The sequence below is a fragment of the Paralimibaculum aggregatum genome, from assembly GCF_030270585.1.
Taxonomy (GTDB): Bacteria; Pseudomonadota; Alphaproteobacteria; order Rhodobacterales; family Rhodobacteraceae; genus Thermohalobaculum; species Thermohalobaculum aggregatum.
In genome coordinates, this window is sequence record NZ_BSYI01000003.1 from 68,296 (window position 1) to 82,761 (window position 14,466).

Annotated in this window: 14 protein-coding genes and 1 pseudogene; 11 read left to right on the forward strand and 4 right to left on the reverse strand. The window is 74.8% G+C overall.

From position 1 onward, the window contains the following. Nucleotides 1-95: 95 nt before the first annotated feature. The 8 genes and pseudogenes from bmt to QSJ97_RS02600 all read left to right on the forward strand — a co-directional run bounded on the left by bmt (nucleotide 96) and on the right by QSJ97_RS02600 (nucleotide 10,151). On the forward strand, nucleotides 96-1,112 hold the full coding sequence (gene bmt, locus QSJ97_RS02565; RefSeq protein ID WP_285669975.1) for a betaine--homocysteine S-methyltransferase: 1,017 nt from the start codon (nucleotides 96-98) through the stop codon (nucleotides 1,110-1,112). A 1,123-nt stretch (nucleotides 1,113-2,235) separates the two neighbouring features. Then, nucleotides 2,236-3,132 (forward strand): hypothetical protein, encoded by an 897-nt coding sequence (locus tag QSJ97_RS02570; protein ID WP_285669976.1) that lies wholly within the window; start codon nucleotides 2,236-2,238, stop codon nucleotides 3,130-3,132. A gap of 2,025 nt (nucleotides 3,133-5,157) precedes the next feature. After that, nucleotides 5,158-5,463 carry a hypothetical protein gene (locus tag QSJ97_RS02575; protein WP_285669977.1) on the forward strand — a complete coding sequence of 102 codons (306 nt, stop codon included), beginning with the start codon at nucleotides 5,158-5,160 and terminating at the stop codon, nucleotides 5,461-5,463. 1,237 nt (nucleotides 5,464-6,700) lie between these two features. Beyond that, nucleotides 6,701-7,408 (forward strand): corrinoid protein, encoded by a 708-nt coding sequence (locus tag QSJ97_RS02580; protein ID WP_285669978.1) that lies wholly within the window; start codon nucleotides 6,701-6,703, stop codon nucleotides 7,406-7,408. Between the two features lie 474 nt (nucleotides 7,409-7,882). After that, nucleotides 7,883-7,999, forward strand: a pseudogene (locus tag QSJ97_RS02585) (cobalamin-binding protein); the annotation flags it as partial. A gap of 190 nt (nucleotides 8,000-8,189) precedes the next feature. Beyond that, nucleotides 8,190-8,639, forward strand: coding sequence for a DsrE family protein (locus QSJ97_RS02590; RefSeq protein WP_285669979.1), 450 nt, complete (start codon nucleotides 8,190-8,192; stop codon nucleotides 8,637-8,639). A 12-nt stretch (nucleotides 8,640-8,651) separates the two neighbouring features. After that, the gene (locus QSJ97_RS02595; protein WP_285669980.1) at nucleotides 8,652-9,245 is read left to right on the forward strand and encodes a rhodanese-like domain-containing protein; all 594 of its coding nucleotides are present in this window, start codon (nucleotides 8,652-8,654) and stop codon (nucleotides 9,243-9,245) included. 252 nt (nucleotides 9,246-9,497) lie between these two features. Then, the gene (locus QSJ97_RS02600; protein ID WP_285670111.1) at nucleotides 9,498-10,151 is read left to right on the forward strand and encodes a DUF1638 domain-containing protein; all 654 of its coding nucleotides are present in this window, start codon (nucleotides 9,498-9,500) and stop codon (nucleotides 10,149-10,151) included. 110 nt (nucleotides 10,152-10,261) lie between these two features. Here QSJ97_RS02600 and QSJ97_RS02605 read toward each other — a convergent pair whose 3' ends face one another. Continuing rightward, nucleotides 10,262-10,954 (reverse strand): PAS domain-containing protein, encoded by a 693-nt coding sequence (locus QSJ97_RS02605; protein WP_285669981.1) that lies wholly within the window; start codon nucleotides 10,952-10,954, stop codon nucleotides 10,262-10,264. A gap of 258 nt (nucleotides 10,955-11,212) precedes the next feature. Here QSJ97_RS02605 and gmk point away from each other — a divergent pair, with 258 nt between their 5' ends. Next, nucleotides 11,213-11,923 carry a guanylate kinase gene (gene gmk / locus QSJ97_RS02610; RefSeq protein WP_434220878.1) on the forward strand — a complete coding sequence of 237 codons (711 nt, stop codon included), beginning with the start codon at nucleotides 11,213-11,215 and terminating at the stop codon, nucleotides 11,921-11,923. Then, nucleotides 11,920-12,450, forward strand: coding sequence for a gamma carbonic anhydrase family protein (locus tag QSJ97_RS02615; protein ID WP_285669983.1), 531 nt, complete (start codon nucleotides 11,920-11,922; stop codon nucleotides 12,448-12,450). The genes gmk and QSJ97_RS02615 overlap by 4 nt, the downstream gene beginning before the upstream one ends. Before the next feature lie 140 nt (nucleotides 12,451-12,590). On the opposite strand, the gene QSJ97_RS02620 is transcribed toward QSJ97_RS02615, so the two are convergent. From QSJ97_RS02620 to QSJ97_RS02630, 3 genes are all read right to left on the reverse strand, one after another. Further along, nucleotides 12,591-12,890 (reverse strand): hypothetical protein, encoded by a 300-nt coding sequence (locus QSJ97_RS02620; RefSeq protein WP_285669984.1) that lies wholly within the window; start codon nucleotides 12,888-12,890, stop codon nucleotides 12,591-12,593. A 45-nt stretch (nucleotides 12,891-12,935) separates the two neighbouring features. Beyond that, nucleotides 12,936-13,235: a hypothetical protein gene (locus QSJ97_RS02625; protein ID WP_285669985.1), complete on the reverse strand. Its 300-nt coding sequence runs from the start codon at nucleotides 13,233-13,235 to the stop codon at nucleotides 12,936-12,938. 133 nt (nucleotides 13,236-13,368) lie between these two features. Beyond that, on the reverse strand, nucleotides 13,369-14,133 hold the full coding sequence (locus QSJ97_RS02630) for a hypothetical protein (protein ID WP_285669986.1): 765 nt from the start codon (nucleotides 14,131-14,133) through the stop codon (nucleotides 13,369-13,371). Between QSJ97_RS02630 and QSJ97_RS02635 the strand changes: the two genes are divergently transcribed. Further along, entirely contained in the window at nucleotides 14,132-14,311 is a 180-nt protein-coding gene (locus tag QSJ97_RS02635; RefSeq protein WP_285669987.1) for a DUF3553 domain-containing protein, read from the forward strand. The two genes, QSJ97_RS02630 and QSJ97_RS02635, sit on opposite strands and share 2 nt — an antisense overlap. Nucleotides 14,312-14,466: the final 155 nt, after the last annotated feature.

Here is a 14,466-nt window from a genome sequence, read left to right on the forward strand (position 1 = left end):
CGCGAGGCCGCCCCGGCCTGGCCGGCGGTGCCATTTGCGTGACCTTGGCGGCGCCCCTATAGGATGGGGCCACGCGACTCATGGAGGATCCGCAGATGACCGATGCCCTCACCGCGCTCCTGGCCCGGCGCGACTGGCTGCTGCTCGACGGCGCCACGGGGACCAATCTCTTCGAGATGGGCCTGCAGTCCGGCGAGGCGCCCGAGCTCTGGAACCTCGACGCGCCGGAGAAGATCCGCGCGCTGCATGACGGCTTCATCGAGGCCGGCTCGGACGTGATCCTGACCAATTCCTTCGGCGGCTCGCGCTACCGGCTGAAGCTGCACGCCGCCGAGGACCGGGCCTACGAGATCAACCGGGCCGCCGCCGCGATCGCCCGCGGCTGCGCCGACGCCTCGCCGCGCGAGATCATCGTCGCCGGCTCGGTCGGCCCCACCGGCGAGATCCTGGCGCCGGTCGGCTCGCTCTCCGAGGACGATGCCGCCGCCGCCTTCGCCGAGCAGATCCGCGGGCTGATGGATGGCGGCGCCGACGTGATCTGGGCCGAGACGATCAGCTCCGAGGAGGAGATGCGCGCCGTGCACCGCGCGGCGGCCGGGCTCGGCGCGCCGTTCTGCGGCACGCTCAGCTTCGACACCGCCGGGCGCACCATGATGGGCGTGACCTCCGAGGGCTATGCCGCGCTGGCCGCGGGCCTCGCGCCGCAGCCGATCGCGATCGGCGCCAATTGCGGCACCGGCGCGCCGGACCTGCTGCGCACCGTGCTCGGCATCACCGCCGCGGCGCCGGAGCGGGTGGTGATCGCCAAGGGCAATGCCGGCATCCCGAAATATGTCGACGGGCACATCCACTACGACGGTACGCCGGAGCTGATGGCGGATTACGCCCGCCTCGCGCGCGATGCCGGGGCGCGGCTGATCGGCGGCTGCTGCGGCACCAAGCCCGAGCATCTGCGGGCGATGCGCGCGGCGCTCGAGGCCCATGTGCCGGGCGCCCGGCCCGGGCTCGAGGCGATCACCGCGCGGGTCGGCGGCTTCACCTCGGCCTCGGACGGCACCGGCGACGACGAGGGCGCCGAGGGCCGCACCCGCCGCCGCCGCCGCCGGGGCTGACCCGCCGCCCCTGCCGCCTGGGCTGATCCGCCGTCGAGGCGGACGGTGCTCGCGCGCCGCCGCTGCTGCGGCCGGGGCAGGTCCGCCACGGCCGAGGCAGATCCGCCGCCGCCGCCGCCGCCGGGGCTGACCGGCAGCCGTCGAGGCGGACGGTGCTCGCGCGCCGCCGCTGCTGCGGCCGGGGCAGGTCCGCCGCGGCCGAGGCAGATCCAACGCCGCTGCCGCCGCTGGGGCCGACCGGCAGCCGTCGAGGCGGACGGTGCTCGCGCGCCGCCGCTGCTGCGGCCGGGGCAGGTCCGCCACAGCCGAGGCAGATCCGACGCCGCCGCCGCCGCCGGGGCTGACCGGCAGCCGTCGAGGCGGACGGTGCTCGCGCGCCGCCGCCGCTGCGGCCGAGGCAGGTCCGCCGCGGCCGAGGCAGATCCGCCGCCGCCGCCGCCTGGGCAGATCCGCCGCCGCCGCCGCCTGGGCAGATCCGCCGCCGCCGCCGCCGGGGCAGATCCGCCGCCGCCGGGGCAGATCCGCCGCCGCTGCCGCCTGGGCTGATCCGCCGCCGCCGCCGAGGCGGACGGGGCTGACCCGCCACCGCTGTCGGATCACCCCGTCGGCAAACCGCCCGCTCCCCGCCACGCCCATCCCGAACCGTTGCAGGCGCCAGCGGACGTGCTCGCGGCCGAGCGGACCGGCGACGTCACCGCGGCCCCGGACAAGAGGGCAGCCGGCCTGCGCGCAGCCGCGCGCGCCGGTGCCTTCCCCGCAACCTCGGACGACACCGGCGGCAACAAGGGCGCCCAAAGCCGCACCCGCCGCCGCCGAGGCAGATCCGCCGCCAGACCGCCCACCCTCCGCCACGCCCATCCCGAACCGTTGCAGGCGCCAGCGGACGTGCTCGCCGCCGCGCGGACCGGCGACGTCACCGCGGCCCCGGACAAGAGGGCAGCCGGCCTGCGCGCAGCCGCGCGCGCCGGTGCCTTCCCCGCACCCTCGGACGGCACCTGCGACAACAAGGGCGCCCAAAGCCACCCGCCGCCGCCGAGGCAGATCCGCCGCCAGACCGCCCACCCTCCGCCACGCCCATGCCGAAACACTGCAGGCGCCAGCGGGCCTGCTCGCGGCCGCGCGGATGGACGACGTCACCGCGAACCCGGCTAGCCCCGGCGACGCCAGGGGCGCCGAGGCCCGCTTTCACACCGCCGCCAGGGCTGATCCGCCGCCGCTGCCGGAGCGCCCCGCCGGCAGGCCGCCCGCCCTCCGCCATGCCCATGCCGAAACCTTGCAGGCGCCTGCGGGCGTGTTCCTGGCAGCACGGGCCGGCGATCCCGCCGCAGCCTCGGACGACACCTGCGACGACGCGAGGCCCGAGGGTCGCACCCGCACCCACCACCGCCCCCGAGGCCGACGCGCCGCCGCGGGGGTGTCCCGCTACCAGACCGCCCGCATCTCTCCCAGTCCTTGCCGAGGGAAGCCGAGGGCAGCCGCCGTCGTCGTCGCGGCGCGGGCAGGCGGCTTCACCGCAGCTTCGGTCGGCACCAACGACGACGAGTGTCCCGAGGGCCTCCACCCCCGCCATCGCCGGGGCAGATCCGCCGCCGACGCCGGATCACACCGCCGGCAGATCGTTCGCCCCCTTCCCTGTCTTCGCCATGTGATGCCGAGAGCCGCCGGCGTGATCGTGGCAGCGCTGGCCGGCGACTTCCCTGCAACCTCGGACGACACCGGCGGCGACGAGCGTCCCGAGGACCGGCACCCCCACCATCGCCGGGGCAGAGCTGACGCCGGCGCCGGATCGCACCGCCGGCAGATCGTTCGCCGCCTTCCCTGTCCTCGCCAGGTGAAGCCGAGAGCCGCCAGCGTGATCGTGGCAGCGCTGGTCGGCGACATCCCCGCAACCTCGGACCACACCGGCGACGACGAGGGTCCCGAGGGCCTCCACCCCACCATCGCCGGGGCAGATCTGACGCCGACGCCGGATCGCACCGCCGGCAGATCGTTCGCCCCCTTCCCTGTCTTCGCCAGGTGAAGCCGAGAGCCGCCGGCGTGATCGTGGCAGTTCTGGTCGGCGACTTCCCGGACCTTGGACGACAGCGGCGACGCCGAGGGTTCCGCGGACCGCCACCCCCACCATCGCCGGGGCAGATCCGACGCCGACGGCGGAGCGCCCCGCCGGCAGATCGTTCGCACGCCGCCCCGCACTCCCCGAGCCTGGCCGAGAGCAGCCGGTGTGCGCGGGTCGGCCGCTGCACCGCGGCTTCGGACAGCACCGGCGGCGGAGCGCACGCCGAGGGCTGGGCCCGCCGCCGGGGATGATCCGCCGCCGCAGCCGGAGCGCCTCGCCGGCAGGTCGCGGCACCCGCCATGCCCGTGCCCGGTGAAGCGGGGGCAGTGGGCGTGCTGGAGACCGCGCGGCGGGCTGACCGCTGCCGCTGGCAGGGCGCGGACGAGTTGCCTTTCCCCATGGTCCCGCACCGCCGGCCGCGCGGGCGCTGCGGGGCGGGCGCCGCTCTGGCGGCTTGCCGGGAGCGGTCCGGCGCGGAGGCATGGCAGCCGGCGCGGATCGTCTCCGGGCCGGTCGCGGTCTGCGGCGGCAAGGCCTCGGAGCCTCCGCCCCCCTATGGCTCGCGGCGCCCGTCCGGCAGCGATCCCGGCGCCCGGCATATCCCCAGCGAGCGCGACGGAAGGTCCGCTGGCGATCCGGGCGGCGGCGCGGCCGGCGCTGGCGCCATCCGTTCCGGTGTCCGCTTGGGCTCAGGGGAGGTCTGCCGCGAAGCCGGCGCCTGTCCGCGAGAGGATCTCGCCCGACGGCATTGCCGCCGTTCCGGGTGCGACAAGCCGGGCGAGGCCGGCCGCATGACCGGCACCGCCGGCGGAAGGGTGACGGTTCCCTCCCCGGTGCCCGGATGGCGGCGCCGCGCGGCTGCCCGGATACCGCCTCGGCCGCGCTCAACGGGGGCGAAGACGGCCGCAGCGCCCCGGCTCGTCCGCAGCGGCCGGGTTCGCCATTGTCAACGGCCATGGCTCGCGGTCGCGGTGCGGCATGGCTCGATGTCCCGACAACGCCGCCGGCGGGCTGCAGGGGATGCGCCTCGGCGCGCCAGACGATGTGATCAAGACACGGGCCAGCGACACCTCGCCCGAAGGCGCGGCCTGGACCGGCCGAGTGTCCGGATGATGCCGCCGGAAGGGTTGTCCCGAATGCGCTTCGGCGGCCCCGAAAGGGGGGCGACAGCCGCGGCGGTCCCGGCTCGACCGCAATGGACGGGTCTGGCAACGGCGGCGGCCATGTGCCGGGGGCCGTGCCGGGGATGATCGGCGCCATGGCCATGACTGCGACCTCGCCCGGCCCGATGTCCGGACAATCCGCCGGCGGGCAGCAGGGGATGAACCTCGGCGCGCCAGACAGTGGAACCATGACAGGGGAGACCGACACCTCGTCCGAGGGCGCGGTCTGGCCCGGCCCGGTGTCCGGATGATACCGCCGGAAGGGTTGTCCCGAATGCGCTTCGTAGGCACCGAAAGGCGGAATGACAGCCCCGGCTCGACCGGAATGGCCGGGTCTGGCAACGCCGGCGGCCATGGATTGGGGGCGTGGCGCGGCTGACCGGCGTTCCGCTCGCGGCGGCGATCTGGCCCGGCCCGATGGTCGGACAACGCCGCCGAGGGGTTGCGCCGGATGCGCTTCGGCGCATTGGACAATGGGGCAGTGGCGCAGCTCATCGGTGGCTCGCCCGGGGGCGTGGTCCTTCCGCGCATGGTATCTTGGCAGCATCGCCGGAGGGGTCCCGGGGCGCATCCCGGCCGCACTGGACGTGGGCGACGGGCGATGGCAGCCGCGGCGACCCCGGCTCGTCCGCGGCGGCCGGGTTCGCCATTGCCGGCGGCCGTGGCTCGCGGTCTTGGTCCTGCCTGGCCCGATGTCGGGACAACACCGCCGGAGGGGCTGCCCGGGATGCGTTTCGGGCGCGCCGAAAGGGGGCGACAGCCGCGGCGGTCCCGGCTCGACCGCAATGGCCGGGTTTGGCAACGCCGGCGGCCATGTCCGGAGGGCATGGTGTGGGTGACCGGCGCCCCGCTTGCGGCTGCGATCTGGCCCGGCCCGATGTTCGGAGAGCACGGCCAGCGGGGCAGCTCGGAATGCGGCCTGGCTGCGCTGAACGAGGGTGACGATGGCTGCGGCGGCTCCGGCTCGACGGCGGCGCGCGGAGTTGCCAACGGCGGCAATGCCCCCGTGGCCGTGGGGCGGGCGATCGACACCTCGAACGACGGCGCGGTCTGGCCCCGCCCGGTATCCGGGCACCACCTCCGGAGGGATCCCGGGGCGCATCTCGGCGGCACCGGTTGGGGCGACGGGTGACGGCGGCAGCGGCGGCCCCGGCTGGACCCGGTGGCGGGTTCGGCAGCTCGGCGGTCATGTCCCGGTGGGCGCGGCGGAGGGGGACGGGGGCCTTGCTCGCGGCCGCGGTCTTGCCGGGCTCGGTGGCGGGGCCATGACCGCCGAGGGGGTGTGCGGGATGCGGCTCGGCCGTGCTGGCCGGGGTGAGGAGGGCTGCGGCGGTCGGGCCTCGACCGGGGCGGACGGGGGTGCCCTTGACGGCGGCCATGTGCCGGGGCGGTGGCGCGGGGGATCGGCATCCGGCTCCTGGTTGCGGTGTGGCTCGCCCGATGCCCGGTCGGGTGCCGGATTGCGGCATCGCGGGGGCGGGCGGTTCCGTCGCTGCGCGGCTGGATCGCCTCGGCGCGCTGGGGGGCGTGCTGGCGCATCGCGAGATCTGGCTCTTGGTTGCAGTGTGGTGCGCCCGATGTTCGGTCGGGTGACGGATTGTGGCATCGCGGGGGGCGGGCAGGTCCGTCCCTGCGCGGCGTGATCACACCGCAGCAATGCGGGGCGTGCTGGCGCATCGCGAGATCTGGCTCCTGGTTGCGGTGTGGTGCGCCCGATGCCCGGTCGGGTGCCGGATTGCGGCATTGCCGGGGGCGGGTAGGTCCGTTCCTGCGCGGCGTGATCGCCTCGGCGCACTGGGGAGGCGTGCTGGTGCATCGTGAAGGCCCGGAGGTGGTTGGCTGCGGCGTGGTGTGCGGCCTGGATTGCGGTTCGGACCGGGGCCGGGACTGCGGCGCGATGGGCCGGGCGCTGTCGGCCCCGGGCTGCGCCGGCTTGTGGCTGGCCGGCTTCGGGCCGTTGCGGCGGATTGTAGTCGTCGGGCTTCGGGCCTCTGCGGCTGCGCCGGATTGTGGGCTGCCGGCTTGGGGCTGCTGCCGTGCCGGCATTCGGCCGGCCGGCCCCGGGCGCCGCTGCCGCGTCGGCGTCCGGACGGCCGGACCCGGCGGTTTCGGGCCGCTGCGGCCGCTGCGGCTGCTGCGCGGGCGGAGGAGGAGGCGCTGGCGCGGCCGGCGCGGGGAGCGCCTCGTGTCGCGGCGGCCCGTGGGCGGCCGGGGGCGCCGCGCGCCGTGGCTGCGTCCGAAATGCAACGCCCGGGGCTTGCCGTGGCCGCGTCGGTTTGGGGCCAGAAAATGCCGCGTTTGTGGGCGGTTTCCGGCCCCGCCTGCTCCAGATTGGGGTAGCAGCGACACCTATCGAAGCGGGAAGCGAGATGTCAGACGAAGAAGACGATATCGTTCTGTCCGAACTCGACGACGACGAGCTCGTCCAGCAGATGCATGACGACCTCTACGACGGTCTCAAGGAAGAGATCGAGGAGGCCGTGAACATCCTGCTCGAGCGCGGCTGGATGCCCTACGACATCCTGACCAAGGCCCTGGTCGAGGGCATGCGCATCGTCGGGATCGACTTCCGCGACGGCATCCTCTTCGTGCCCGAGGTGCTCCTCGCGGCGAACGCGATGAAGGCCGGCATGTTCATCCTGAAGCCGCTGCTCGCCGAGACCGGCGCGCCGAAGCTCGGCTCGATGGTGATCGGCACCGTGAAGGGCGACATCCACGACATCGGCAAGAACCTCGTCTCGATGATGATGGAGGGCGCCGGCTTCGACGTCTACGACCTCGGCATCAACAACCCGGTCGAGAACTACATCGAGGCGCTGGAGCGGCACGAGCCCGACATCCTCGGCATGTCGGCGCTGCTGACCACCACCATGCCCTACATGAAGGTGGTGATCGACACGCTGAAGGAGAAGGGCATCCGCGACGACTACATCGTGCTGGTCGGCGGCGCCCCGCTCAACGAGGAGTTCGGCAAGGCGATCGGCGCCGATGCCTATTGCCGCGACGCCGCGGTGGCGGTCGAGACCGCCAAGACCTACGTGACGCGCAAGCACAACCTGCTCGCCGCCGGCGGCTGAGCCGCGCGGAGCGCCGCGTTTCCCGGGGGCCCTGCCGGAAGGCGGGGCCCGCCCGCGTTGCGCGGAGGGGCGCATCGCGGGGCGTGGGGAGGCCGGGCGGGCGCTCGGCGGACCTCCGCCCCTCGGCCAGAGCGGCAGCGAATGGCCGGGCATCCCCGACACACGGGCGCGCGGCCCCTGCGGACGGCCGCCCGCCGCGGGCGAACGGTTCCTGCGGACGAGCGACCCATGTGCGCGAACGGCCCGTCCGGGCAAGCGAGCGCCCGCTGCGGCCGAGCCTCATCGCGCCGCGGCTCCCCGCCGGGCCCTGCCGGATGCCGGGGCCCTGCCGCGTTGCGCGGAGGGGCATCGCGCCGCCGCAGGAAGGCGGGGCGGGCGCCCGACGGCGCTCCGGCCTCCCGGCCGGACCAACCGTGCAGGGCCGGCATCCCCGCTGCGAGGGCGCGCGGCCCCTGTATCCTGCCGGCCCACGACGCTCCGCTAGATGCGGAGTTCGGCAAGGCGATCGGCGCCGATGCCTATTGCCGCGACGCCGCGGCGGCGGTCGGGACCGCCAGACCCTACGTGTCGCGCAGGCACCACCTGCCCGCCGCGGGCGGCCGAGCCGCAACGCGCCGCGGCCCCCCGCAGGGCCCTGCCGGACGGCGGGGCCCTTTCGCGTTTCCGAGGGAGGTTGACGGAGGTCAAGGCCGGGTCCGGAGGCCGGTTTATATATAATGACATTCATATGTGTTGCTGTTTCACGCGCAACCGGCAGCACAGGCCAAGGAGGACCTTCCGCATGAACAAGACCCTCTCCCGCATCGGCGCCGCGCTGGCGCTCGCCACCGGCCTCGCCGCCGCCCCGGGTGCCGTCGCCGGCGAGCGCACGTCGCTCGTCACGGTTCTCACCGCCGCCGATCCGCAGACCCAGCTCATGAGCATGGTGCTCTCGATGCAGGCGCTGATGGCCGGCGCGCCGGTGCATGTCCTGCTCTGCGGCCCGGCCGGGGATCTCGCGCTTGCCGAGCCGCCGGCCGGCGCCACCGCGCCGCAGAAGCCGAAGGGCATGAGCCCGCAGGGGCTGATGCGGACGATCATGGCCAAGGGCGGCACGGTGGAGGTCTGCGCGCTCTACCTGCCCAACAGGGGCGTCGGCCCGGAGGCGCTGATCGCGGGCGTCGCGGCGGCCCGGCCCGGCCCGATGGCGGCGCGGCTGCTGGCCGACGACACGCGCATCATGTCGTTCTGAGGAGGAAACCCGATGCGATTCGCACCGCTGGCCGCGCTTGCGGCCGCCATCCTGCTCGCCGCGCCGGTCATCGCCGCGCCCGAGCCGGAAGACCCGAAGATGCAGACCGCCTGGGGGCTCTACCTCACCGCGCGGGAGGCCTACGAGATGAAGATGGCGGAGGGCGACGGCGTGCTCTTCGTCGATGTCCGCGAGCCGGTCGAGATCATGTTCACCGGCTTCACGGATGTGGTCGATGTGAACCTGCCCTACCTGCTGGTGAACCCGGCGAAGTGGAACCCGGAGAAACCGGTGCTCGCCATGGAGCGGAACCCGGACTTTGCGGCGGGCGTCATGGCGGCGCTGGCGGCACGGGGGCTCGGGCCGGAGACGCCGGTGATCCTGATGTGCCGCTCGGGCGGGACCCGCGGCGCGCCCTCGGCACGGGCGCTCGAGGGGCAGGGGCTCGCGAAGGTCTATGTGGTGGTGGACGGCTTCGAGGGCGCCGCCGTGAAGGACCACCCCAACGGCCCGTGGCGGCTCAGGAACGGCTGGAAGAACTCGGGCCTGCCCTGGGGTTACAGCCTCAACCCGGACAAGATCCACCTCCGTGCGGCGGGGTTCTGAGCGCCGGCCACGAGGTCGCCTGCGGGCTGCGGGATGCCGGTCCGGGTGCTGTGGCGCGCGGGCCGGCTGCCTATATTCGCTGGCATGAGACGTGGAAGAACAGCCAGACACGGTCGCACGGGGGCGTTGCCCGACGCGTTGCCCGACGCGCTGCCCGGGGCGCTGCCCGGGGCGCTTCCCCCGGCACCGCCGGCGGCCGGGCCGCTGGACGATGCGACGCTGACCGAGCTGGGCGCCGAACTGGGGGCCGAACTGGGGGCCGTTTCAGGGACCGGACCGGGCGCCGAGCTTGCCACCCCGCGGGCGGGGCCGGGCTCGGTGCTGGTGATCGCCTGCGGCGCGCTGGCGCGCGAGGTGCTGGCGCTGCAGCGGGCGAACGGGCTGGAGACGCTGACGCTGGCCTGCCTGCCGGCGAAGCTGCACAACCGGCCCGAGCAGATCCCCGAGGCGGTGCGCGCGCGCATCCGCCGGGGCCGCGCCGAGGGCTTCGGCCGGATCTTCGTGCTCTATGCCGATTGCGGCACCGGCGGGCAGCTCGACGCGGTCTGCGCCGCGGAGGGGGTCGAGCGCATCGCCGGCCCGCATTGCTACAGCTTCTTCGAGGGCAACGAGAGCTTCGCCGCGCGCCACGAGGCCGGCGAGATCACCGCCTTCTACCTGACCGATTTCCTCGCCCGCCAGTTCGACACGCTGATGTGGAAGGGGATGGGGCTCGACCGCCACCCCGAGCTGCTGCCGATGATCTTCGGCGGCTATGACCGGCTGGTCTACCTGGCCCAGACCGACGACCCGGCGCTGACCGCCCGGGCCGAGGCCGCGGCGGCGCGGCTCGGGCTCGCCTTCGAGCGGCGCTTCACCGGCTATGGCGAGCTCGGCGATGCGCTGGCCCGCGCCGCGGCGCCCTGAGCCGGGGCTGCGGGGCAACGGGGCAGCGGGGCAGCGGAGGGCAACCGGGGCGAGCTGCGGCCGGCCGGGATCATCCGGGATCGGCAGCGGCTATCCGGGCTCGGGCGGGGTCAGTCGTCCTTCACCACGCGCAGATGGGTGCGCGGCAGGCGGCGCGGCGCCGGCGGGTTCTCGGCCTCGGAGCGGCCGCCCTCGATCGCCGTGAGACGGCCCGGCCCGCCGACCGGCCGCGGGCCGGCGAAGGCCTGCTGGCCGCCCTCGGCGAAGCCGGCCACCGGCACCGGCGCGCGGAACGGCGCGGCCTCCGGCGCGGCGTCGCGCACCGGCCTGATCGTCATGTCCTCGATGCGGAAGCGCAGGCGCTCATCGCCCGCCGGCGCCGGCTTGCCCGAGACCGGGACCAGCGCGCCGAGCACCCGGTCGACCGCGCCGAAATCCGAGCGCAGCGGCAGCAGCAGGATCTCCCAGGTCTCGCCCCCGCCGATCACCGAGGAGAGGCGGGCATAGCCGATGCCGGGCTCGGCCAGGGTCTCCTCGATCAGCGCCGCGAAGGACTCGCGCGCCCGGCCCTCCATCAGCGTGCGCGCCGACATGCCGCGCAGCTCCATGCCGAAGGCCTCGACCAGCGCGGTGCCGGCCAGGCGGAAGCGCAGGTTGCCGCCGCCGAGATCCTCGAGGATGAAGAGGTTGCGGGCGTTGCAGGCCATGTCCCGCGGATCGACCTCTGCACGATACGGCACCGGGCGACCGGCACGCAGCGATTCCCAGTAGTCGTGAAGCGACCGGATCTCAGGGTGGATCATGTCCTTGTTCCTCCGGAGCCGCGCCTGAGTCAGGTCGAGGCAACTGTCACGCCGGTCCCCTTCGTTGTGCATCGCTTTCCCTTTTCTTAACAGGTTGCTGGACCGACTTCCACTTCGGCGTTCGGTTGCCCGGGACCGAGCAAGCCGCGTGCCAAGGCCGCGCGGATCGGGCTTGTCTGGGCAATTGACCCGGGCAGCACTTCCGAGCAGGTTGCGCCCAAACCAGCGAGAGGGCGGTACATGGGTGGCGGCGGAGAGATGTCGGAAGGCTCGGCGGCACGGGGGCCTGGGGGCGATGCGCCAGTGCGGCGCCGGCGGGGCATCCTGTTCGTGCTGTCCTCGCCCTCGGGCGCGGGCAAGTCGACGCTGACCCGCCGCCTGCTCGACACCGACCCGGATTTCGAGCTGTCGATCTCGGCCACCACCCGGGCCAGGCGCGCGGGCGAGATCGAGGGCAAGCACTATTTCTTCGTCAGCCGTCCCGAATTCGAACGCATGGTGGCCCAGGACGAGATGCTGGAACATGCCGAGGTGTTCGACAACCGCTACGGCACCCCGCGCGCGCCGGTCGAGAACGCCATCCGCAGCGGCCGCGACGTGCTCTTCGATGTCGACTGGCAGGGCGCGCAGCAGCTCCGCGCCTCCGATCTCGGGCAGTCGGTGGTGCAGGTCTTCATCCTGCCGCCCTCGATCGCCGAGCTGGAGCGGCGCCTGCGCGCCCGCGCCCAGGACAGCGAGGCGGTGATCGCGCGGCGCATGGCCAAGGCCCGCGACGAGATCAGCCACTGGGCCGAGTATCCCTATGTGCTGGTCAACGACGACATGGACCGCTGCTTCGAGCAGATGACGACGATCATTGCGGCCGAGCGGCTCCGCTGGGAGCGCCAGTCCTGGGTGTTTCCCAAGGTGAACGCGCTCTACGAGGAGTTCGGCCGTCGACACGGGCAGGACAACGGAGGGTGCCGATGAGTCTCTATGCCTTGGGGGAGGATGCGCCCCGACTGCCGGACGGGCCGCACTACATCGCGCCGGGGGCGGCGCTGATCGGGGACGTGACGATCGCACCGGACGTCTCGATCTGGTTCAACGCCGTGCTGCGCGGGGACAACGAGCCGATCACCATCGGGCGCGGCTCCAACATCCAGGACGGCGCGGTCTGCCACACCGATCCGGGCTTCCCGCTGGTGGTCGGCGCCGATGTCACGGTGGGCCATCTGGCGATCCTGCATGGCTGCACGGTGGGCGACGGCTGCCTGATCGGCATGGGCGCCGTGGTGATGAACGGCGCGCGGGTCGGCAGGGGCTGCCTGATCGGCGCCAAGGCGCTGGTGCCCGAGGGCCGCGAGATCCCGGACGGCGCGATGGTGCTCGGCAGCCCCGGCAAGGTGGTGCGCGTCCTCGATGCCGAGGCGCAGGCCGGGCTGCTGCGCGCCGCCGAGGCCTATCGCGAGAAGCTGGCGCGCTATTCCGCCGGGCTCAGGCCGGCCGGCGGCTGAGCGCTCAGGCCGCCCGCAGGCAGAGCGCCGCGCCGGCGGCGACCAGCGCGGGCCCGAGCAGGTGAAACCCGATCAGCCGCGGGTCGATCCGCCCGGGCTCCGCGCCCGTGTCTTCGCCGGGGGCCGCGGCGGCTGAGCGCTCAGGCCGCCAGCAGGCAGAGCGCCGCGCCCTCGGCCGCGGTCTCGAGCGCCAGCGCGGCGCCGGCGGCGGTGACCGCGGGGCCGAGCAGGTGGAACCCGATCAGCCGCGGGTCGATCCGGTCAGGCTCCGCGCCCCGGTTCGCGCCCGTGGCCGCGCCCGTGCCCGCACCCGTGTCCACGCCGGAGGTCGCGGCGGCCGCGCCGGCGAGCAGCGCCAGCCGCGCGGCGCGATGCGCCAGGGCGGCGCCCTCGGCGGCGATCCGCGCCGGCCAGGCGCCGTCGGCCGGGATCGTCAGCATCAGCCGGCCCCGCATCCGGGCTCGGGCCGGCCGGCGGCTGAGCGCTCAGGCCGCCCGCAGGCAGAGCGCCGCGCCGTCGGCCGCGGTCTCCAGCGCCAGCGCGGCGCCGGCGGCGGTGACCGCGGGGCCGAGCAGGTGGAATTCGATCAGGCGCGGGTCGATCCGCCCAGGCTCCGCGCCTTGGCTCTCGCCCGTGGCCTCGCCCGTGCTCGCACCCGTGTCCTCGCCGGAGGTCGCGGCGGCCGCGCCGGCGAGCAGCGCCAGCCGCGCCGCGCAATGCGCCGGGGCGGCGCCCTCGGCGGCGATCCGCGCAGGCCACGCGGCCTCTGCCGGGTTCGTCTGCATCAGCCGGACCTGCATTCGGGCACAGGCTGGCCGGCGGCTGAGCGCTCGGGCCGCCCGCAGGCAGAGCGCCGCGCCGGCGGCGGCGACCGCGGGGCCGAGCAGGTGGAAACCGATGAGCCGCGGGTCGATCCGCTCAGGCCGCCCGCAGGCAGAGCGCTGCGCCGTCGGCCGCGGTCTCGAGCGCCAGCGCGGCGCCGGCGGCGGCGACCGCGGGGCCGAGCAGGTGGAACTCGATCAGCCGCGGGTCGATCCGCCCGGGCTCTGCGCCCGGGTTCTCGCCCGGGTTCTCGCCCGTGGCCGCGGCCTTGTCCGCGCCCTTGTCCGCGCCCGTGCCCGCACCCGTGTCCTCGCCGGGAGCCGCGGCGGCCGCCCGGGCGAGCAGCGCCAGCCGTGCCGCGCGATGCGCCGGGGCGGCGCCCTCGGCGGCGATCCGTGCCGGCCAGGCGCCGCCTGCCGGGATCGTCAGCATCAGCCGGCCCTGCATGCCGAGCAGCCCGCGCGCGCAGAGCGTTGCCAGCGCGACGGCGCGGGCCGCGGGCCGGGGCAGCGCCGGGCCCCCGGCGCCGTCGAGATCGACCCGCACCCGGCTGCCCGCCAGCATGTCGCTCAGCAGCGCCGCCAGCGCCGGCCGGGCCATCGGCGGCGCATCGGCGCCGGCGGCGCCGAAGGCGAGCCGGTGGAAGGCCAGCATGGTCGCGGCCCGCGCCGCGCTCTGGCCGATCATCGCGATCTCCTCGGCGCCGGCGGAGCCGAGCTCCTGCACCAGGTCGACGCCGTTGGTGATCGCGCCGACCGGGCTGACCAGATCGTGGCAGATCCGGCTCGCCAGCGCTTGTGCAAGGGCCGCGGAGCCGTCTAGGCTCGCCGGAGGCGCGGCGGTAATGGGGGACTCCTGCATGACGTCGTATTTCCTCGAGGTCGGCGCGCTGGTGCGCCATCGGGACCGGCCGGATTGGGGACTCGGGCAGATCCAGTCGATCGTCGGCGCCCGGGTCACGGTGAACTTCGAGAACGAAGGCAAGGTCGTGATGCTGAACGCCGCGGCGTTGGACCTCGTCTCGCTCGACAGTTACTGAGATGCCAACGCAAGATTAACAAACTGTCAACCGTGGCATGCCCTTCGGGGCGGCCGCTCCACCGCTGGCAGGGGGCCGGCAGGCGCGCGGCAGGGGCCGGTCGGTCGGCGGAAGGCCATCCGCCGGTTGCGCCGTCACGCTGCTGTCAATATGGT

Bases quoted from the DNA above. Each gene is read 5' to 3' on its own strand.
- bmt (WP_285669975.1), top strand. From the start codon at position 96: ATGACCGATGCCCTCACCGCGCTCCTGGCCCGGCGCGACTGGCTGCTG.
- QSJ97_RS02570 (WP_285669976.1), top strand. From the start codon at position 2,236: ATGGACGACGTCACCGCGAACCCGGCTAGCCCCGGCGACGCCAGGGGC.
- QSJ97_RS02575 (WP_285669977.1), top strand. From the start codon at position 5,158: ATGGTGTGGGTGACCGGCGCCCCGCTTGCGGCTGCGATCTGGCCCGGC.
- QSJ97_RS02580 (WP_285669978.1), top strand. From the start codon at position 6,701: ATGTCAGACGAAGAAGACGATATCGTTCTGTCCGAACTCGACGACGAC.
- QSJ97_RS02590 (WP_285669979.1), top strand. From the start codon at position 8,190: ATGAACAAGACCCTCTCCCGCATCGGCGCCGCGCTGGCGCTCGCCACC.
- QSJ97_RS02595 (WP_285669980.1), top strand. From the start codon at position 8,652: ATGCGATTCGCACCGCTGGCCGCGCTTGCGGCCGCCATCCTGCTCGCC.
- QSJ97_RS02605 (WP_285669981.1), bottom strand. From the start codon at position 10,954: ATGATCCACCCTGAGATCCGGTCGCTTCACGACTACTGGGAATCGCTG.
- gmk (WP_434220878.1), top strand. From the start codon at position 11,213: ATGTCGGAAGGCTCGGCGGCACGGGGGCCTGGGGGCGATGCGCCAGTG.
- QSJ97_RS02615 (WP_285669983.1), top strand. From the start codon at position 11,920: ATGAGTCTCTATGCCTTGGGGGAGGATGCGCCCCGACTGCCGGACGGG.
- QSJ97_RS02620 (WP_285669984.1), bottom strand. From the start codon at position 12,890: ATGCTGACGATCCCGGCCGACGGCGCCTGGCCGGCGCGGATCGCCGCC.
- QSJ97_RS02625 (WP_285669985.1), bottom strand. From the start codon at position 13,235: ATGCAGACGAACCCGGCAGAGGCCGCGTGGCCTGCGCGGATCGCCGCC.
- QSJ97_RS02635 (WP_285669987.1), top strand. From the start codon at position 14,132: ATGACGTCGTATTTCCTCGAGGTCGGCGCGCTGGTGCGCCATCGGGAC.
- QSJ97_RS02630 (WP_285669986.1), bottom strand. From the start codon at position 14,133: ATGCAGGAGTCCCCCATTACCGCCGCGCCTCCGGCGAGCCTAGACGGC.